Origin of the sequence: Candidatus Poriferisodalis sp. (assembly GCF_965204195.1) — a bacterium.
In the GTDB taxonomy this organism is placed as follows: domain Bacteria; phylum Actinomycetota; class Acidimicrobiia; order Acidimicrobiales; family Poriferisodalaceae; genus Poriferisodalis.
In genome coordinates, this window is record NZ_OZ241975.1 from 1888841 (window position 1) to 1908930 (window position 20090).

The window sequence follows — 20090 nt, forward strand, 5'->3', positions numbered from 1 at the left end:
GTGGTGAGGCGAGGTGGCCGTGAACGCGTGCGCCTATTTGTCGCGGGTGATCGACACCGCGTGGGTGTCGCCGTCGTCGGCGGTGACCGTGATGGTGTAGCCGCGCAGCGTCACCGACTCGCCGGGCTCAAGCACTGGGAAGTCGTCGACTTCGAGGTCGCCGTTGTCGCCTGCGACCCGCAACGGCAGTTGGCCCGAACTGCGCAGGCTGTCAACCGTGTACACCAGCACACCCTCGGTGATGAGCCGGGGGAAAGTGGTGACGGCACCCGAGTCGGCCGCCTCGTAATGGCCGCCGGCGTCGTAGCCCAGCTTGCGCCGGCTCTCGATCACGATCATCTCGCGGGCGTTGAGCGGCACCGCCGCCATCACCATGCCGTCGTCGGGTTCTGCGACCGGCGCGAGTGTCACGCTGACGGTCTCGCCGGGATCGGTGTCGCTGAGGCAGCTCACCTGCGCATCGCTGAGCCAGCCGAGCTGCCAGCGGCTCCACGCCAGCATCTCCTCGATGCGCAGATGGTGCCGGTACGCCGTGGAGACAGCACCGTCGGGATAGGTCCAATCGTGGGCCAGCCGGGGGTCGTTCTCGTCCACCAAGAAGTACGCCCACATATTCATGCGGCCCCACTCCGATGCGATCCACCATTTCCCGTCGGGCGCTTCACGATCGGCGAACACCCGGCCGTAGGAGTACAGATCGGCCAAGCCGAGATTGTGAACGAGTTCATGCGAGGCGACCGATCCCCACTCCTGTGGGGCGCCCTCGGCGCCACGATGCACGCTGTTGATGAGCGTCGACGGCCACGTGCCCGACGCAGAGCTGAACGACGCGTGGGCGAAACCCCCGCCGGCGAAATGACTGCTCGCCAGCACCACCATGACGGTGTCGATGTCGGCGAAGTCGAAGCTCGGCGCGGCCAGTTCCATCGCATGACCGATCGCAGCCGACGTCACCGCTTGGTTGCTCAGCTGGTTCGTCTGGATGAAGCTGCCGAACTCACGCTCGGAGCGGAGCCAAGCGTGGTGCGGCACCAGCTCCACGTCGAGCTGGCCGTAGCTGACCGACTCGAGATAGTGCTCCACGTAGGGCAGTCCCTGTTCGGCCTCTTCGGCTGTGGTGTGGGCGGCCTCGGCGTCGGAGAAATCCATGAACAGCACAGCGACCCGGAGGGTGCCCGTCGCCGATACAGCCCAGCGGGGCAGCGGGAAACCCGCCGTCACGCCCGAGACGCCCCGGGGGCGGCAGTCCGCGGCCAGCATCGCCGGTTGCCCGCTCGCGCCGGTCACATAAGCCCGGTGCTTGCCGTCAGTGTCGATGGTGTGGAAGGCGATGCGCTGCCCGTCGGGCGACCAGCGAGGCGCGAGAGTGCGGAGACCCTCGTCATAGATCACCTCCTCGTCGGGACCGTCGACATCGGCCACGACGATGGCAGTCCGATTGCCGTCGCCCCGCACAAACGCGATGCGCTCGCCGTCCGGCGACCATGACAGCCCGCCGTCGAAATACACCGCGGCGTGCACGCGGCGTGCATTGTCGCCGTCGACGTCAGACACCACCAGGTAGCCGTCGGCCTGGTATGCGAGCGAGGTGCCGTCCGGCGACCAAGCCGGCGAGCGCTCCCACGCACCGCCTGTGTTGAGCGCCTTCGGCTTGTTGCCGAATGACGTCATCACGACGATGTGGCTATCGCTGCCAGTATGGCGCTCGAAAGCGATCCTCTTGCCATCAGGCGACCAGGTGGGCCAGCTGTCGATCACCTCGCCTTCGGTGCGCTGGTTGTTGTGGCTGCCGTCGACGTTGACAGTCCATATGTGCGCGACCCAACGATCGTCGGCGTTGTGGAAGCCGCTGACGTAGGCGATCCGATCACCGAGGGGGGACCACACTGCGGCATGGCGGTAACCGCCGGCCGCGGGCACGAGCCGCTGCCGATTCGCACCGTCATTGTCAACCAGCCAGAGCGCGCCGTCCTCGGTATAGACAAGACGGCTGCAGTCGGGCGACCATGCAGGGTCTTCGGCGTTGGTCGAGGGCACGAGCTGGCTCGGCTCGTCGTCGATGGAGCCTCCGCAGGTGCCTGCCGGCAGGACGCCAGGCGCGGCGGTGGCCTCGCCGTCGTCTGCCTCGTCGGTGGCCTCGCCGTCGTCACCGGTTTCTGGTTCTTCGCCGGTGAGGTAGGCGTCGATGGCGGTTTGGGACACGGCTGCGTCGCCGCCGAACACCCGCAGGTCCACTGCGTCGTGCTCACCACGGGCGGCGTCGAGGTAGGCAGCGGTGTCGCCGGGGATCTTGCCGGGGTCGGCGAGCACCAGCGGGGCGCACAGGCGGCCCAGCAGCGGCGCTGCGCTGAACGAGTCGAACGGCACCCGGGCGCGGGCCACGCCGATCGTGTCGTTCGCGAAACAGGGCTTCCCGGCCGCGGTGCTGTATTTGTCTTCGGCGAGCTCGGCGGCCTTGACCGCGGTGTCGTAGCGGGTGCTGCCCGCCATCCGAGACACGTCGATGCCGAGATCCTCGACGGCCTGCTCGACGGCGTCGCTGAGCGCGGCCGTGCCGCCCATCAGCACCACATGTGATATGCCGGCGTCGCCCAAGTAGCCGGCCACATCGGCGTGCAATTCGCCGGGCGGCGTCAGCAGCATCGGATGGATGCCCCGAGCGGCGAACGGGCCCGCCACGAGCGCGTCGGCGAACACTTCCCCGCTGGCGATCACCGCCGTGCGGCCCAGATTGCCCATCGTGCCCGGCGTGACCCGCCCCGCAGCCGCCACACCGGTGCCGTACAGGTCATCGCCGGCGACGCGCGCCGCCGTGATGTCGGCCGCTTCGAGCGCTTCGAGCACCTCGGTACCCACGCCACGTCCCGGGCCGTGCGCGCCGCCGCTCGCGTCGGGCCCCACCACCAGCGCCTTCGAAACACCCACCCGCTGCAAGAACGCGAGCGCGTCGGCGCGCAGCTCCTCTGGCGGAGTCATCAGCACCGGCGCGCCCAGCGCTCCTGCCACCGGCGCGGCCACCACAGCGTCGGTCCAGCGGCGGCCCGACACCAGCACCACCCACTCCAACGAGCCGTCGGCGTCGGCGGCCACCGCCTCTGCCACCTGCAGCGACGTCTCATAACGGTCCGCACCGCCATAGCGCGTCACCGACACATCCGACCCGTCGCTCTCGGCCGCACCCGCTGCGGTGGCCGGAAGCACCGAGACGCTGACGAATGCGGCGAGCACTGCCAGCATGACCACACCGAGGCGACGCATCCACGGCACGCTAATGCAATGCATGAATTGTGATCAGTTGGGCACACGCCAAGGGGACATGTACCGGTGGCTATAGCTCAGGCCCGGGCGCGTCGTCTGCGCTGTCCTCCTCCGGTTCGCCGTTGGGCATGCGGTAGCCCACGCCGGATTCGGTCAGGATGTATACGGGGTCACCGGCGGACTCGCCGAGCTTGCGGCGGAGCCGCTTGATCACTTCGCGCACTAGCCATGGCTCGCCGGTGCGCTCAGGCCCCCAGACTCGCCGCAGCAGCGTGTTGTGGGTGAGCACCCGTCCGGCGCCGGCCGCCAGCTCGTACAGCAGCGCGTACTCGGTGGGCGTGAGCTGCACCGGCTTGCCGGCCAAGGTCACCTGGCGCTGGGCGTGGTTGATGTTCAGCTCGCCCCGCACCACAGTGTCGGGCGGCCCGGCCCGCCTGCGCAGCGCCGCCCTGATCCTGGCGGCCAGCTCGGTCTGCGAGAACGGCTTGACCATGTAGTCGGCAGCTCCCATGTCGAAGGCTCGGGCGATCGTCTCGTCCTGCCCGTACATCGACACGAAGATGACCGGCACGTCGGTCTCGGCCTGGATGTCACGCATCAACTCGATGCCGTCGGTGTCGGGCAGCATTAGGTCGAGCAGCACCAGATGAGGCCTCTCGGCATCCAGCAGGCGCGGCACGTCCTTGGGGTTGCCGGTCATGATCGGCGTGTAGCCGGCCTTGACGAGGGCGTCGCGGATGTAGCGAAGCGCCTGGGGGTCGTCGTCCACTGCCAGCACGCGTTCCTCGCTGCGCGCGGGGCCGCGTGCATCACGGACGGCTGCCGAATGACCAGGCGGCACAGCGGTCTCCTCGATCGTCGGGATCGTGAAGCTGAAGCACGCCCCGGTGCCCGGCCCGTCGCTGTCGGCCCAGATGCGGCCGCCGTGGGCTTCCACGATGCCCTTGCAGATGGCCAGGCCGAGGCCCGACCCTGCAATGCCGCTGCCGCCGCTGCCTTCGGCCCGCGAGAACTTGCGGAACAGGTGCGGCAGCAGTTCGGTCTCGATGCCCCGCCCCTGATCGGCGACCGAGACGGCGACGTGAGCGTCGTCGCGCGCCGCCGACACCTGGATCGTCGAGCCGACGGGGGAGTGCTTGGCCGCGTTGGAGAGCAGGTTGACCAGCACCTGAACGATGCGTCCCCGGTCGGCCATCACCAGGGGCAGATCCACGGCGAGCTCCATCGCCAGGTCCTCACGGCCGCTGCCGTTCAGAAACCTGCTCTTCGCCTCGTCCACCAGCACGTACAGGTCGGTCGGCTCGGGAACGACCAGCAGCGAGCCCGTCTCGATGCGAGCCACGTCGAGCAGGCTGCCGATCAGCTCGCGCATGTTGTCGCATTGGTCGCCGATGACCCGGAAGAACTGCGTCATCTCGGCGAGGTCGAGATCGGGCGCCGACTCCAGCAGCGTGGCCACCGAGCCCTTGACCGTGGCCAGCGGGGCGCGCAGCTCATGGCTCACAATGCCCAGGAACTCCGCGCGCATCCGCTCCATCTCCTCCAGCGGCGTCATGTCCTGCAGAGTGACCACGAAGGAGTCGACTTCGCCGGCCTCCGAGCGAATCGGCGTGGCGTTCACCAACACGGTGACGCTGCGGCCGTCGGGCACCTCCAGGCAGATCTCCTCTGCGTGGGTTGCCTCGCCCGTGCGGAGGAGACCGATCAAGGTCGGCTTCTTGAACGAGAGCTCCCGACCGTCGGCGCGCCGGCAGATCAGCACGTCCAGAAGCTGCTCGGGCGACTGGTCGGGGTCGCGCAGGCTGTCGACGATGCGCATGGCCTCGCGGTTGAACGAAACCGGCGCCGCGGTCGTGGCGTCGAAGGTGACGATGCCCACCGGCGAGATGTCGATCAGGGCTGCGAGGTCGTTGCGGGCACGTTGCTCGTCGCGGTACCGGCGTGCGTTGGCGATCACCAGCGCCGCCTGCGACGCGAACATGGTCAGCACGTTCTCGTCCTCGAGGGTGAACTCCCGCCCCTGCTCCTGGTGAGCCAGATAGATCGTGCCCACACCGACGCCGCCGTGGCGGATCGGTGCCACCAACAGGGCCGTCGCTGTCACCGAGGGCAGGAACTCCGGCATTCCCAGCGATCTCAGGTGGCCGTCCACGTCGGCGACTCTCAGCGGCCCGTCGAGTCCGCTGAGGTACTCGAAGAACGCCGTCCCCTCCGGTAGTTCCCACAGCCCTCGGTGCTCTTGTTGGGTCAGGCCCGACACGACGAATTCGGGCACCTCGTCCGTCTGGCCGGCGACGGTCAGTGCTCCGTAGCGGGAATCGGTCAGTGCCCGTGCACTGTCCACCACAAGCTGCAGCACGACATCGAAGTCGAGGCTCTCGTTGATGCGCAGGCTGGCTTCGCTGAGCCGTGACAGTCGTGGCCGGTTGTCAACGTGCTGGTCGCCGTTGTCGGGTCGGTTCATGTGAGGTGCGTCCGTTGATGTGTGCTGACAGTCAGAACGTATGAAGCTACACCTAATTTGGGTATGTTTTCACTCTTTGGTCATATGTCGGGGGGTTTATCGTCTCTGAGGACTTTGCTGTAGGTCCCTCTTGTCTCCCGGATTTGCGGGGGGGGGGGGGGGTAAGGGGAATCGATTATGTCTGTTGTGGGTTCGCGTCGGTGGCGCTTGGCGGCTGCGGTTGCCGCGGTTGTGGTCGGGGCGGCGTTGCTGACTCCGACGGTGGCGTCGGCGTCGGGCAGCGAGCGAAAGGACGTGACGCTGTCGTTCGCGCAGGCGCCTTCGGGGTGGTCTGTGGTGGAGGGGCAGGCGGCCGATGTGGGCACGCTCGCGGTGAACGGCATCGCGGGGGTGAACAAGAAGCACATCCAGTGGGCGATCAAGGGCTCTGCTGCGTTCTCGGTGGTGGGCGACAAGGACACCGCCACGGTGCGCTATGACGGCACGACGCTGGACGCGGACAAGGTGCGGCTGCGCATCACCGCGGACATCGGCAGCTACCGGGCCCGCAAGCTGAACTGGAACGTCACCCGTGCGGGGGTCATCGTGCGCGTCGCGGTCACCGCAGCCGACACAGAGCCCACCATCACCCAAGCCGACCCCGAACAGCCCGAGATCGAGCCCGACCAGCAGACTCAGAAGCAGACGACGCAGGCGAAGCAGTACAACCTGAACCCGCGCCAGCCGCGGCTGTATCCGGTGCGCCGGGTGAACGCCTCAGAATATGTGCACTGGCATCGCTGCCAGAACCCTCACGGCACCTACATCAAGTACAAGGGCTACGAGTTGAAAAGCACGCCCTCAGACGGCCACACCTACCTGATCAAGCACGCGGGCGGCCTCAACGGCTCACACCACGACATCGGCAACGCGCCGCCCTGCTACCGGTTCCATGAGGACTCGACGAACAACGCCACCGGCTTCGTGACCGGCGGCGACTACATCGAGGCCGACTGGGCGGCGGCGAACGGGGACAACCCCGGCAACCTGCGCGCCAAGTACATCACCCGCTGGAAAGGCCAGATGGACAAAGCCGCCGAACGACGCAAAGAGAACAGCGGCTTTTGGCAGCGGGCCGGGCACCTCAACTATCACTGGCACGATCTCCATGACCACTCCGGCAACTCGATCCGACACAAGCACGCCTTCACTGGGTTTGCTAGCGGCAAAGACAAGAAGTGTCACCAACATTCGCAGAACACGGCTAACAGCTGGAACAGTCCGATCGTTCGAAAGCCGCACGCCACCGGCGTGCCCGATCCGGTCCCGTCCAACTACAACTACGGCGCCACCTACGAGGGTCAAGGGCTGAGTTCGGCCTACTTCGCTGGCGAAGGCGTCCCGACCGAGACGGACTGCATCGAATAGCCCCCCACACAGCCGCTAACGCGGTCTGCTGAGGCGCCCGGCCACCCCGGATCGGCCGGGCGCCTCAGCGCGCCACGGGGCTGGATCTCGGCTCAGCGCTTGACGTCGGCGAGTCCTGGCGGTGGGCGTTGAGGCAGCTCTCTTCCTGCCCGACGGAATTTGGTGTCTGTTCGTGCTCGACTATTGAAAAAACAGTAGTGGAGTGTGTAATTTCAAGGCATGGGCTCTGAGCTGGTTCCTCGCGCTGCTGCGCTGCTCATCGAGGCCGCCCTTGGGCGGAGCCCGGTCGCGGCGCTGATCGGGGCCCGGCAGTGCGGCAAGACGACGCTTGCGCGCCAGTTCGTCGCGGCCGGCTCGCCGAACTACTTCGATCTCGAGGATCCCCTCAGCCTCGCCCGGCTCGATGAGCCCATGACCGCGCTCGGCCCGCTGTCTGGCCTGGTCGTCATCGACGAAGTGCAGCGCCGGCCGGATCTGTTCGGGGTGCTGCGCGTGCTCGCGGACCGCGAGGGCACTCCTGCGAGGTTCCTGGTGCTCGGCAGCGCTGGCCCCGAATTGCTCCGCCAGAGCGCAGAGTCGCTGGCTGGTCGCATCGAGTACACCGAGCTCAGCGGCTTGCAGGTGGCCGAGCTGGGCGCCGAGCGCATGGAGACGCTGTGGCAGCGCGGCGGGTTTCCCCGCTCGCTGCTCGCCGACAGCGACGCCGACAGCTTGATCTGGCGCAAGTCGTACCTGCAGACATTCGTCGAGCGCGATCTGCCGCAGTTCGGCGCGGGGCTCGCAGCGCCGACGATCCATCGCATGATGCTCATGCTGGCGCACTACCACGGCCAGATTGTCAACCTCCGGGCCCTCGCGACGACCCTGAGCATCAGCGAGACCACCGTCCGGCGCTATCTGGACCTGATGGAGCACCTCTTCCTCATCCGCCAGCTCCGCCCGTGGCACGAGAACCTCCGCAAGCGGCAGGTCAAGCGGACCAAGCTCTACTTCCGTGATTCGGGGCTGTTCCACCATCTGATCGGGGTGGGCACGATGGACGAGCTGCTCACCGATCCCCGTCTCGGCGCGTCCTGGGAAGGTTTCGTCCTCGAGAAGACGCTCGCCGAGGCGCGTCCCGATCAAGCGTATTTCTGGGCAACCCATGCAGGCGCGGAGCTCGACCTGCTGCTCTTTGCGAAGGGACGCAGGATCGGCGTGGAGATCAAGCGGGTCGACGCCCCCCGCCGCACGCCCTCCATGACCGCAGCACTGCGCGATCTCTCGCTCGACGTGCTCTGCGTCATCTACCCCGGCGATCTGCGCTACCGGATCGGTGACCAGATAACGGCGGTGCCCGCAGCGGAGCCCTTCTCCGCCGAAGCGGCGCTCGGGACCGGCAGATAGGACGAGCCGCTCGGGCTGTGTGGTTATTCGCACAATTTGGGTGTGTTTTCACTCTTTGGTCATATGTCGGGGGGTTTATCGTCTCTGAGGACTTTGCTGTAGGTCCCTCTTGTCTCCCGGATTTGCGGGGGGGGGGGGGGGGGGGGGGGGGGGGGTAAGGGGAATCGATTATGTCTGTTGTGGGTTCGCGTCGGTGGCGCTTGGCGGCTGCGGTTGCCGCGGTTGTGGTCGGGGCGGCGTTGCTGACTCCGACGGTGGCGTCGGCGTCGGGCAGCGAGCGAAAGGACGTGACGCTGTCGTTCGCGCAGGCGCCTTCGGGGTGGTCTGTGGTGGAGGGGCAGGCGGCCGATGTGGGCACGCTCGCGGTGAACGGCATCGCGGGGGTGAACAAGAAGCACATCCAGTGGGCGATCAAGGGCTCTGCTGCGTTCTCGGTGGTGGGCGACAAGGACACCGCCACGGTGCGCTATGACGGCACGACGCTGGACGCGGACAAGGTGCGGCTGCGCATCACCGCGGACATCGGCAGCTACCGGGCCCGCAAGCTGAACTGGAACGTCACCCGTGCGGGGGTCATCGTGCGCGTCGCAGTCACCGCGAGCGCGGAACCGGCCGAGGTGCCCAGCGACCCCGGTGCCGGCTCGCTGCAACAGACGCCGGGGAGCACGGGGACCTCGGAACGGCCGGTGGCGCGCGACCCCAAGACGTTCACCGAGGCCGAGCGCCGCGGGTGCGTCGCGTTCTTCAGCCGCGGCGGCGCGGGCGACTCAGCGAACGTGCCCGAGCACTGCCGCAACCTCGACATCACCGACGTAGAGGTGGGCTGGGACTGCGACGAGAACGGCCAGAACTGCGAACTGCGCAAGACGAGGCACACACACCTGTGCACCCACCCCACCACCACGTTCGTCCGGTACTTCACGATAAAGGGTCCGCACGTGGAGCTGAAGAGCACGCCCTATGACGGCAAGAAGTTCACCTACGCGCACTCCCATGTGGTCTATCCGCGGCGCAACGCCGACAGCCCCGCGCACACTGATGACGGACACACCGCGTTTGAGGGATACGAAGGAGAGTGCCTGCAAAGCGACGAAATGATCGGGCCGTCCGGCAACGTGACCGACCATGGCAAAGACAATGACTCGGCGCGTTACAGGTGGCGTAACGAGAATTACGCCCACACCGCGCGGGCCAAGTACATCATGCGCTGGGTGTACCAGATCGAGTGCAACAAGGCCGGTCCGCCCGCATTTTGCGGGCCTTGGCGGGACGAGATCAACTCGTGAAGCGCCGCCGCTGACACGTCTCTAGCCACCCGCTGAGTCTCCCGGCCACCCCGGATCGGCTGGGGGACTCAGCGCGTCCGGGCTCCAGGGTCGAAGGCGGTGAAGCCGGCGGTGCTGGCGCCGTGGGCGCTGTCAGAGCCCGGGGGCCTCGCGGGCGCGGGGCGGGCGGGGTTGGGCGAGGTCGTCGGCGCAGTCGGCGGCTCGGGCGGTCATGTCGGCGGTGAGGGAGGCCACGATGGGCTCGGCGCGCAGGTGGGCGGGGAGCTGGTCGGCTGCGGCGGCGAATGCGTCGGGCAGCAGGGCGGCGAGGTGGGCGACGCGTTCGGGTCCGTCGCCGGGGGCGAGCCCGACGGCGCGTGCGGTGGCCTGCCAAGCTTCGGGGTTGTGGGCGGCGCCGATGGTGGCGTCGGGCAGTGCGGACATGGCCATCGTGTAGGCGCCGATGTAGGCACGGTCGTAGGGCCGCCGGGACCACAGGTCATACAGAGGTGCGAGGCGGGCGCCGCCGGGTGCGAGCAGCAGGCTGTAGTTCTTGGTGTGGCCGTCGACATTGCAGATGAGCCAGTTGAACGCGAGCGCGTCGAAGAAGCGCTGCCGGTCTGTGCGCGGGTCTGCGGAGTGGTCGGCGATGAGCCGGGCGAGGCGGCTCACGGAGTGGCCTTCGCCGTCGATCTGGTAGATGTTCGCCGCAGGTTCGCCGCAGGCTTGGTGGAGGTCTTCTTGGTGGACGCGCTGCACGGCGCCGTCAGCGCCGGTGACCCGGTCGTAGCGGCGCACGGCGACGACGAGGTGGTCCCCGACGCGCAGCGGGTCGCTGCGCGCTGCGGCGAGTCCGCAGTGGCGGGCGGCAGCGAGGCACAGGTGCTCGTTGAGTGCCTGACCGGGCATGTCGCGCATGGAGGGCTTGAGTATGTGGGTGGAGGGGGTGCCGCCCCAGGGCTCGCCCCATTGGTCGCCGCGGGACACGAGAGTTGTCTTGGACTGGGCGCCTGCGAGGCTCCAGGCGCTGCGGCCTTCTGGCCGCTGCCAGGCCTGGTCGCGCACCAGCTGGTCGATGAGCTCTGCGAACGCGTCGGGCGCGAGCCAGTCCACGCCGCCGCTGCGTTCGCGCAGCACGGCGTCGTCGGTCTGGGGGCAGGTCTGCACGGCGCCGGCGCAGTCGAGCCCGACCGGCGTGCTGAGCAGGTCGAAGGGGCCGTGCGAGCGGGCGCCGTGGCGGGCGGCCCAGCGTCGTCGGATGTTCTCGTTGGCGGGCAGCAGCCCGTCGAGCCAGCCTGACACGCGCTCGCCGATGTGGGGGGTGTCGCCGAGCGGCAGTGACAGCGACAGCGGCACCGTGTCGCTGCGCGCTGCGTAGTGGGGGTCGTAGTCGAGGCGCAGGCCGCGGCGGTCGTGACTGATCGTGCCGGCCAGCACGCCCGCCAGGAACACCGCGAGCGGTTCGCTCGCTTGGGCGCTCATGGCATCTGGGTGGCGTCGTGCAGGACGCGGTCGGCCAGGGTGACCGGCCGCGGGTGCAGCGCGATCGAGAGGCCCAGCACGTCGAGCACGCGCATCACCCGATCGGTGCCGCCGGCGGCGCGCCCGGTCTCGAACTCGCACAGCCATTGAGGCGAGACGCCGGCACGGCGGGCCGTCTCGGCTTGGGTGAGGCCTTGGCTGCGGCGCTCAGCCCGCAACGCACGCGAGAGGCGCTCGGGGGTGCGGATGTCATCTGCGATCGTGGTGACGGTCGGCGATTCCATGACACGAGCCTTCGTCATATAGCGAGCAAGTCTAGTGCCATAAGAATATCGTCGATCGGCGAATAACACTGCACTGATTCAGCATTCGTCAGTCAGCGAAGCTTTCGAGAGCGGCCGGCTCCTCGTATGGACTCCGGGCTGCTGCCGATCTCGCCGATGCCAGCCGGATCGAGCCGCTCGGGCTGTGTGGTTATTCGCACAATTTGGGTGTGTTTTCACTCTTTGGTCATATGTCGGGGGGTTTATCGTCTCTGAGGACTTTGCTGTAGGTCCCTCTTGTCTCCCGGATTTGCGGGGGGGGGGGGGGGGGGTAAGGGGAATCGATTATGTCTGTTGTGGGTTCGCGTCGGTGGCGCTTGGCGGCTGCGGTTGCCGCGGTTGTGGTCGGGGCGGCGTTGCTGACTCCGACGGTGGCGTCGGCGTCGGGCAGCGAGCGAAAGGACGTGACGCTGTCGTTCGCGCAGGCGCCTTCGGGGTGGTCTGTGGTGGAGGGGCAGGCGGCCGATGTGGGCACGCTCGCGGTGAACGGCATCGCGGGGGTGAACAAGAAGCACATCCAGTGGGCGATCAAGGGCTCTGCTGCGTTCTCGGTGGTGGGCGACAAGGACACCGCCACGGTGCGCTATGACGGCACGACGCTGGACGCGGACAAGGTGCGGCTGCGCATCACCGCGGACATCGGCAGCTACCGGGCCCGCAAGCTGAACTGGAACGTCACCCGTGCGGGGGTCATCGTGCGCGTCGCAGTCACCGCGAGCGCGGAACCGGCCGAGGTGCCCAGCGACCCCGGTGCCGGCTCGCTGCAACAGACGCCGGGGAGCACGGGGACCTCGGAACGGCCGGTGGCGCGCGACCCCAAGACGTTCACCGAGGCCGAGCGCCGCGGGTGCGTCGCGTTCTTCAGCCGCGGCGGCGCGGGCGACTCAGCGAACGTGCCCGAGCACTGCCGCAACCTCGACATCACCGACGTAGAAGTAGGACCGGCCAAGAAGCACACCCATCTGTGCACACACCCCACCACGACGGACTACGTGTTTGTCGTTGACGGCCAGAGGCGCCAGCTGGCCGAGACGCCCCACGACGGCAAGAAGTTCAACTACAAGCACACTCACGTCATCATTCCCAAGCGCACCAAGGACTACCCCACCCACGCCGAACAGCACGCCAACGGCAAACTGTGCCCGATAAACGACAGCGCCATGCGCTGGCCGACAGGCGAGCCGCCGACATGGGACGACGCCGCATACGCCACCACGGCGCGGGCCAGGTACATGGTCCGCTGGGCGTACCAGCAGCGCTGCAACAGGCACCCGCAGCCGACCAGCTGCAAGGCGTGGCTCGACAGCATGTAGCACCGCTGCTGACACACCCCAGGGTTTGCTGGGGCGCCCGGCCGACCCGGGGTGGCCGGGCGCCCCAGCACACCATGGCCGATGACCCGCCGGGATCACATGGGCTCGGGCCGCAGTGATGCGGCATCGCGAATGGCTGGCACCGGCGGCAGCGTTCGCCAGTGCCGAATCTCGAGCATCGTCGCTGCGGCCCCTCGTGGCACCGGATCGATTCGCAGCATCCCGCCCAGGCTTGTACAGCGATTCCTACAAATCGGGTGTGATTTCACCCTGAGGTCGTATGCCGGGCTGCGTAACGTCCCTGCTGGTGCGGCGTGGCGTTGATCGTTCTGCTGACGCTCCGGTGAGAGGGCTTGCGGCTGTGTCGATCTGCGCGCTCACGCTGCTGGCGGCGGCCTGCACGGGTTCGCGGCCCGCTGACCCTGCTGCTGCGTCGGGCGCGCAAGCGACATCGGTACCGCCCCCCGCAACATCCGTCCACCCCGATGGCGACGACGACCATGGCACCGGCGCGGACGACCACGGCCACCCCCATGGCACTGGCGTGGACGATCACGGTCACGACCATGGCGCTGCCGGGGGGGCGACGCTGTCGGATCTGGAGCAGGTCTGCATCGAGTCTGCCGGGCTGCCGACGCACGAGCTCGACGGGTTCGCTGACGATTTCTGGGGCGACGTCTACAAGACCGAGGTGCGGGCAGCGCGCGACATGTGGCTGACGTTCTGCGGTCGGCTCATGCCGGACAACGCGCTCAGGATCTGCCTCTCAGCGCTCGACGACGCCGAAGCCCCGCCCGACGCCGACCGTCACGACCAGATCATGGCCGAAGTCGCCGAGCAGGTGCTGTGGCGCTGTGACCAAGTGCTCGCCGAGCCTTCCGACCTGGCCTCCTGACAGATCGGCAGCCTCGGGATGCACGAGGCTCAGTCGGCGGGGCTGGTGACCTGGTAGCCGGAGTCGCTGGGGGCGGGGTGGGCCAGGCTGGTGGTGCGGTTGTCGTGGGAGTCGCGGACCCCGGCGCCGGTTGGGAGATGCACGCTGTTGGCGCCGATGGCGATGGCGCCCTCGTCGCCCTCCTGCACGGTGTAGACGAAGGTCATCGAGCCCAGCCACGACGAGGTGGTGCGGCTGGAGGGCGCGTAGGCGGCGGACTTCGTGTTCCCGCCGATGGTGAACTCCATGGTGGGCTCGGTACCGGCGGGCCCGTCGAGCAGCACTTCCTCGCTGAGGATGACCCGCAGGCGGATCTCATCCCCGGCGACGTACGTGGCTTGGGCGGCGCCGAATCCGACTTCCTCGACCGTCGGCGGGGTGGTGTCGGCTGCACTGCCCGCCACCTTGTGGCCTGCCTGGGTGGCCATGGGCGCATGCTCGAGCGTGGTCGCGCAGGTCGTGCACGAGGCTGCTCGGGCCGCCTTCGCCTTGTTGTCGGCGTTGTCGGTGACCACGAGGTCGCCATAGACGAGGATCATGTTTGCGTAGGCGGAGACGCCGTCGCCGTCGGAGTCGCGCGACTGAACCCTGTAGCCGAGGGTGAGCTTGTTGGTGCCCGACCCTGTGCGGTAGGTCATCTCCTTGCGGTAGCGGCCCATCCAGATGCCCATGCGCGGGGCGCCGTCCACCACCACGGGCTCGCTGAACGTCACCTGGACGAGAATCGTCTCGCGGTCGGTGTAGGCGTCGCCGGACGCGGGGCTCGACACCACCTCCATGGCGGTGATCGTGGGGCCGGTGCGGTCGTCGGGGTACACGTCGGGGCCGCCGACCTTGTGCTCGGCATCGGGCCACAGCCACCGGTGAGCCAGGTCGGCGTCGTTGTCGGCGCCGTCGCGGATGGTCCCGTCGGTGCCGCCCTCCGAGCACCGCAGCCGCAGCGGCAGGTTCTCGCGGCCGTAGCTGTACACGCCGACTCCGTATCGGTCGCGGTCGCCCGTCGCCACCGTGTAGCTGAAGCGCAGCTTGCTGGTCCCCGAACCGGAGGCGTACGCCGCGGGCCGCCTCTGACGGTCCTCGTCGGCCGTGTCCAGGTTCCCCCGGTAGATGGCGCCCACGTTGATGAGCAGGCACGGCTCGCCGGTCACGAAGACCGGTTCGCTGAATGTCACCTCGACGGTGATCGTCTCGCCGGCGGCGTAGGCGCCGTGGGCCGCGGGCGTGGAGACGACCTTCAGGCTCGACACCGCCGGGGCGATGTCGTCCACCGCCCCTTGGCCGATGAATCCAGCCTCACCGCCGGCCGCGGGCTCGGGCTGGGACGCGGGCTGAGCCACAGTGATGTCGAGCACTCGGCTGGCGCTCGCCGCCTGACCGTCACGGTCCCTGACGGTCACCGTCAGCGAGACCTGAGTCGCGGACATCGGCGTGCCGTCGTAGGACACCCGGCCCGATCTGCGGCCGATGGAGAAGCCGTCGGCACCCTCGACGGCATAGCGGACCCGAGGCTTGGGGACGCCCCTGGCACGGACCACGCCGATGTCGTCATCCGCGACGCCCGAGGTGACGGCCCACTCGCCGACGACGGACTTGAACCGGAGCTGATCAGCCGCCTGGGCGCCCCCCGGCACGGCAAGCACGCTGACGAGAAGGACGACAACGGTGACGGGAGCAACGAAGATGCCGCGGATTCGAGGGTGGCGCTGTCGAAGGGTCATACGATCTGTCTATCAGAACTCGTCCACTGCACCCCGACATCGGTGAAGAAATGGAGTATTTCATATATGTCTGCTGCAATATGGGCCTCTGCGTAACTTTATTGCATATTTCTGCCAACCATTCCGGGAGAGTTCTTGTACGACTCTGCGAACGGCGTCATTGCAGGATTTCTGCACTCCACTCTGCAGCCTCGCCGGACTCCGTTTTGCAGAAGTCTCCCACCGGGCGGTCGGTCGTTGGTGTGGGTGGGCCGGGTGGGGATCGAACCCACGACCCGGCGATTATGAGTCGCCTGCTCTGACCACTGAGCTACCGGCCCGGTCGCACCGTACCGGCCCAGCGAGTGAGTCGGTCGCGAGCCAAACGAGGCCCTGAACCGAGAACAGGACCCGGTTCAGAGCCCCACAGCAGGGCTAGTAGGTTTCGCGCAAAGCGCCGCGGTGGCGCCATTGGGGAGGAGCATCCACGATGCACACAGGTCACTCGCGGCGCCATGCCGATCAACTCACGAGCAGGCGCCGCCGAGGGTCGCGGCGCTCGTTCGGCATCCGGCTGGGCGTGGTGCTCGCCGCCTTCGCCCTGATCGCGGTCGCCTGCGGCGGCACCGATGACGGAGACGGAGACGGCGACGGCGCAGCGCCGGCGGAGCCGGACACCACCGAGGCTGCCGTCGAAGCACCCTCCACCACACTGTCCGAGCAGGAAGAAGAGGTGGTCGAGGCCCGCGAGGCCGGCGAAGCCACCGGCGAGGACGTCCGCGAGACCGAGACCGGCCCGGTCCATGGCGGCAAGCTCGTGTACGGCATCGAGGCTGACTCGGCCAACCCGTTCGTCCATTACGCCACGTCGTGCGCGATCAGCTGCCGCATGATCTTCCGTGCCATCACCGACTCGCTGTACATCACCGATGCCGACGGCGAGATCGTGCCCCTGCTGGTGGAGTCGGAGGAGCACAGCGACGACTACATGACTTGGACGGTGACGATCCGCGACGGCATCAAGTTCCACGACGGCACCCCGCTGACCGGCGAGGCCGTGGCCTACAACATCAACTTGTGTCGCCTCAGCCAGCTCACCGGCCCGGCGTTCTTGGGCATCGACAGCGTGACCGGCGAAGGCCAGACGGTGACGGTCACGGCCAGTCCCGGCCAGCCTCTGGCGACCGGCGTCGGCCCGGCAGGCCGTGCCGAAGTCTGCGGCCAGATGTTCAGCCCGGCATGGATGGAAACGCTGCCCAACAACCCGCTGTATGTCTCGCCGGCATCCCCGCTGCCTGAGGCCATGCGCGAGGCGGCCCTCGAGAACGCCACCGGCGATCCCTCGGCTCCGGTCGGGCTGGGCGCGTTCAAGTTCGTGAGCTACACACCGGGCAACGGCAACAGCTTCATCGCCGAGCGCAACCCCGATTACTGGCGTGGCGCCAACGGCATCACGGGCGAGAACCTGCCGTACCTGGACGAAATCGAATTCGTGGTAGCCGTGGACATCCAGGGTCGCTCGAACGGCCTGAAGGCCGGCCAGTTCGACATCATCCACACGGCCAACGCCGATGAGATCGCCAAGTACGAGGGCGACGAGGACTTCGTGCTGCTGCAGGCCAACGACTTCGGCGAGACCAGCCACATCCTCGTCAACGTCGCGTCCGGCGTGAACCCGGTGCTCACCTTCGTGCGCGGCGGTGACCCCGCCGATGCGTCCCAGCTCATCCAGATGGACCCGCTGGGCATCAATTCGACCAACCCGTTGGTGCATCTGAGCTGCCGCAAGGCTCTGGCGCACGCATTCGACGGCGAGCGCTTCGCCAACGAGCGGCACCAGGGCTTGGTGCAGGTGGCGAACGGCCCGTTCCCGCCAGGCAGCATCGGCTACCTGGAGGACACCGGCTTCCCGACCTACGACGTCGACGCCGCACAGGCAGAGTTCGAGCAGTGCAAGGCCGACAGCGGCCAGAACCCGGTGACATTCTCGTTCAACACCACCAACGACGCGTTCAACGTGGAGTCCAACGAGCTCATTGCTGCGATGTGGGACGATGCCTTCGGCGACGAGCTTGCGGTGACGATTGCACCGATAGAGCAGGGCCAGTACATCGGGCTTGCACTGGCCGGGGTGTTCCAGATGCAGGGCTGGCGCAACCACGGCGGCGTGGATCCGGCCGAGCAGTGGTATTGGTGGAGCTCGGCGACGGCGAGTCCGGTCAACCCCGGCGTGCCCGAGCTCGCGTTGAACTTCGGCCGCTTCCAAGATCCCGAGATCGACGCTGCCTACCAGGTCATCCGTCACAATCCGGACCCCGAGGCCCGACGCGCCGCGGCCGAATCCGTCAACCGGGCATTCGGCAAGAACGTCTGGAACCTGTGGAGCTACTGGACCCTGTGGGGGGTCATCGCCAACCCGCGGGTGCAGAACATCACCGACCTGCCGATCCCCGACAACGCTGAGGGCACCTTCCCGGTGATCTCGGGCAAGCACCACCTGGCGCAGATCTGGTGCACAGACGGGAACTGCCAGGGCTGAGCGCCCACCAGAGTGAAAGAGGAGGCGGCAGTTGGCGCGAGCGCGTTCGCTGGCAGCAGCGACTGCGTTCGCGCTGATTGCCGTCGCCTGCTCCGCCGGCGGTGGCGGCGGGGGCTCGGGCACCCCATCCGACCGAGCCGATGCCGCGGCCGACGATGCAGCCGAAGACGTCGCGACCACGCTGGGGGAGTCCCAGGCGGAGGTCGTCGAGGCACGCGAGGCCGGAGATGCCGCGGGCGAAGACACTCGCGACGTCTCGTCCGGCCCGGTGCACGGCGGCCGGCTGGTGTACGGCATCGAGGCCGACACGGCCAACCCGTTCGCGCCCTACGCGGCGCTGTGCGCGATTTCCTGCCGCATGATCATGCGTGCGGTCACGGAATCGATGTACGTCACCGACGCCAACGGCGACATCGTGCCGTATCTGGTGGAGTCTGAGACGCCAAGCGACGACTTCCTGACGTGGACGCTGCGGATCCGCGACGGCATCACGTTCCATGACGGCACGCCGCTGACCGGCGAGGCAGTGGCCTACAACATCAACCTGTGCCGCTACAGCCAGCAGACCGGACCCGGCTACCTGGGCATCAAAGATGTCTGGGGCGAGGGCCAGTACGTCTACTACGAGACATCCATCCCGTTCGCGACCGGGCCGGGTCCCGCGTCGAGGGCGCAGGGCTGCGGCTTCATGTTCTCCCCGGCATGGCTGGAGACGCTGCCCAACAACCCGCTGTACACGTCGCCGTTCTCGCCCCTGACAGCCGAGGAGCGCACGGCAGGGCTCGCCACCGCCACCGGCGATCCCTCGGCACCGGTGGGGCTGGGGGCGTTCAGGTTCGTGGAGTACACGCCGGGCAACGGCAACAGCTTCATTGCCGAGCGCAACCCCGACTACTGGCGCGGCCCCAACGGCATCACCGGCGAGAGCCTGCCCTACCTCGACGAGGTCGAGTTCGTGGTGGCCGTGGACATCGTGGGCCGCTCCAACGGCCTGAGAGCGGGCCAATTCGACATCATCCACACCTCGAATGCGGACGAGATCGCCAAGTACGAAGGCGATCGCGACTTCGTGCTGCTGCAAGCCAACGACTTCGGCGAAACCAACTTCAGCCTCATGAACGTGGCATCAGGGAGGAACCCGGTGCTCGCCGAGCTGCGGGGTCTTGACGAGCCGATCCAAATGGACCCGCACGGGCTCAACGCGGCCAACCCGCTGGTGCACCTGAGCTGCCGTAAGGCACTGGCGCACGCATTCGACAGCGAGCGATTCGTCAGCGAACGGTTCCAGGGCTTGGTGCGGGTGGCCAACGGTCCGTTCCCGCCCGGCAGCATGGGCCATCTGGACGACTCGGGCTACCCGACGTACGACATCGATGCCGCGCTGGCCGAATTCGCCCAGTGCAAGGCCGACAGCGGACAGAACCCGGTGACGTTCGGGTTCAACTCCACCAACGACCCGTTCAACGTCGAGTCGAACGAGCTCATCGTGTCGATGTGGCGGGCTGCCTTCGGCGACGAGATCGCGGCAACGATCCAGCCCATCGAGCAGGGCCAGTACTTCGGCCTGGCGCTGGCCGGGCTGTACGAGATGATGGGGCTGCGCGCCCACGGCGGGGTAGACCCCATCGAGCAGTGGCTCTGGTGGAATTCGGCAACTGCGCTCCCGATCGACCCGACTGTGCCTGAGCTGGCCTCCAACCTCGGGCGTTTCCGGGACCCTGCCATCGATGCCGCGTACGACGTCATCCGCCACAATCCCGATCCCGTGGCTCGCCGTGAGGCGGCTGAGGAGGTGAACCGGGCCTTCGGGCGCAACGTCTGGAACCTGTGGACCCACTGGACGCTGTGGGGTGTCATCGCCAACCCGCGGGTGCAGAACCTCACCGATCTGCCGATCCCGGGCAGCGATGTCGGCGCGTTCGCGGTGAATGCCGGAGCGCATCATGTCGCCCAGATCTGGTGCGATGACGGCGATTGTCAGGGTTGAGGCGATGAGTTGGTGTAGGAACGGCACTCGAAGGG

Annotated in this window: 12 protein-coding genes and 1 tRNA gene; 7 read left to right on the forward strand and 6 right to left on the reverse strand. The window is 67.7% G+C overall.

The window, feature by feature from the left end; all coding sequences use genetic code 11:
* Window positions 1–33: 33 nt before the first annotated feature.
* Both ACOGI8_RS08380 and ACOGI8_RS08385 read right to left on the reverse strand, forming a co-directional pair.
* Window positions 34–3258 (reverse strand): cell wall-binding repeat-containing protein, encoded by a 3225-nt coding sequence (locus ACOGI8_RS08380; protein WP_419853351.1) that lies wholly within the window; start codon window positions 3256–3258, stop codon window positions 34–36.
* 70 nt (window positions 3259–3328) lie between these two features.
* Window positions 3329–5722: an ATP-binding protein gene (locus ACOGI8_RS08385; protein WP_419853352.1), complete on the reverse strand. Its 2394-nt coding sequence runs from the start codon at window positions 5720–5722 to the stop codon at window positions 3329–3331.
* Between the two features lie 177 nt (window positions 5723–5899).
* Between ACOGI8_RS08385 and ACOGI8_RS08390 the strand changes: the two genes are divergently transcribed.
* The 3 genes from ACOGI8_RS08390 to ACOGI8_RS08400 all read left to right on the forward strand — a co-directional run bounded on the left by ACOGI8_RS08390 (window position 5900) and on the right by ACOGI8_RS08400 (window position 9801).
* Complete coding sequence (locus ACOGI8_RS08390; protein WP_419853353.1) at window positions 5900–7129, forward strand: hypothetical protein; 1230 nt, start codon at window positions 5900–5902, stop codon at window positions 7127–7129.
* Between the two features lie 219 nt (window positions 7130–7348).
* Window positions 7349–8515, forward strand: a complete 1167-nt coding sequence (locus tag ACOGI8_RS08395) for an ATP-binding protein (RefSeq protein ID WP_419853354.1) — start codon at window positions 7349–7351, stop codon at window positions 8513–8515.
* A 170-nt stretch (window positions 8516–8685) separates the two neighbouring features.
* Window positions 8686–9801 (forward strand): hypothetical protein, encoded by a 1116-nt coding sequence (locus tag ACOGI8_RS08400; RefSeq protein ID WP_419853355.1) that lies wholly within the window; start codon window positions 8686–8688, stop codon window positions 9799–9801.
* Window positions 9802–9933: 132 nt separating this feature from the next.
* Here ACOGI8_RS08400 and ACOGI8_RS08405 read toward each other — a convergent pair whose 3' ends face one another.
* Together ACOGI8_RS08405 and ACOGI8_RS08410 are read right to left on the reverse strand one after the other, a co-directional pair.
* Window positions 9934–11262, reverse strand: a complete 1329-nt coding sequence (locus ACOGI8_RS08405) for a HipA domain-containing protein (RefSeq protein WP_419853356.1) — start codon at window positions 11260–11262, stop codon at window positions 9934–9936.
* Complete coding sequence (locus tag ACOGI8_RS08410; protein WP_419853357.1) at window positions 11259–11564, reverse strand: helix-turn-helix domain-containing protein; 306 nt, start codon at window positions 11562–11564, stop codon at window positions 11259–11261. The genes ACOGI8_RS08405 and ACOGI8_RS08410 overlap by 4 nt, the downstream gene beginning before the upstream one ends.
* Before the next feature lie 308 nt (window positions 11565–11872).
* Between ACOGI8_RS08410 and ACOGI8_RS08415 the strand changes: the two genes are divergently transcribed.
* A complete protein-coding gene (locus ACOGI8_RS08415) occupies window positions 11873–12898 on the forward strand; it encodes a hypothetical protein (RefSeq protein ID WP_419853358.1) in 1026 nt (341 codons plus the stop codon).
* Window positions 12899–13241: 343 nt separating this feature from the next.
* Window positions 13242–13793, forward strand: a complete 552-nt coding sequence (locus tag ACOGI8_RS08420) for a hypothetical protein (protein ID WP_419853359.1) — start codon at window positions 13242–13244, stop codon at window positions 13791–13793.
* 29 nt (window positions 13794–13822) lie between these two features.
* On the opposite strand, the gene ACOGI8_RS08425 is transcribed toward ACOGI8_RS08420, so the two are convergent.
* On the reverse strand, window positions 13823–15550 hold the full coding sequence (locus ACOGI8_RS08425; RefSeq protein ID WP_419853360.1) for a hypothetical protein: 1728 nt from the start codon (window positions 15548–15550) through the stop codon (window positions 13823–13825).
* A gap of 247 nt (window positions 15551–15797) precedes the next feature.
* A tRNA-Ile gene (locus tag ACOGI8_RS08430) sits at window positions 15798–15870 on the reverse strand.
* A gap of 149 nt (window positions 15871–16019) precedes the next feature.
* Between ACOGI8_RS08430 and ACOGI8_RS08435 the strand changes: the two genes are divergently transcribed.
* Together ACOGI8_RS08435 and ACOGI8_RS08440 are read left to right on the forward strand one after the other, a co-directional pair.
* A complete protein-coding gene (locus ACOGI8_RS08435) occupies window positions 16020–18068 on the forward strand; it encodes an ABC transporter substrate-binding protein (RefSeq protein WP_419853361.1) in 2049 nt (682 codons plus the stop codon).
* 31 nt (window positions 18069–18099) lie between these two features.
* Window positions 18100–20055, forward strand: coding sequence for an ABC transporter substrate-binding protein (locus ACOGI8_RS08440; RefSeq protein WP_419853362.1), 1956 nt, complete (start codon window positions 18100–18102; stop codon window positions 20053–20055).
* Window positions 20056–20090 lie beyond the last annotated feature (35 nt).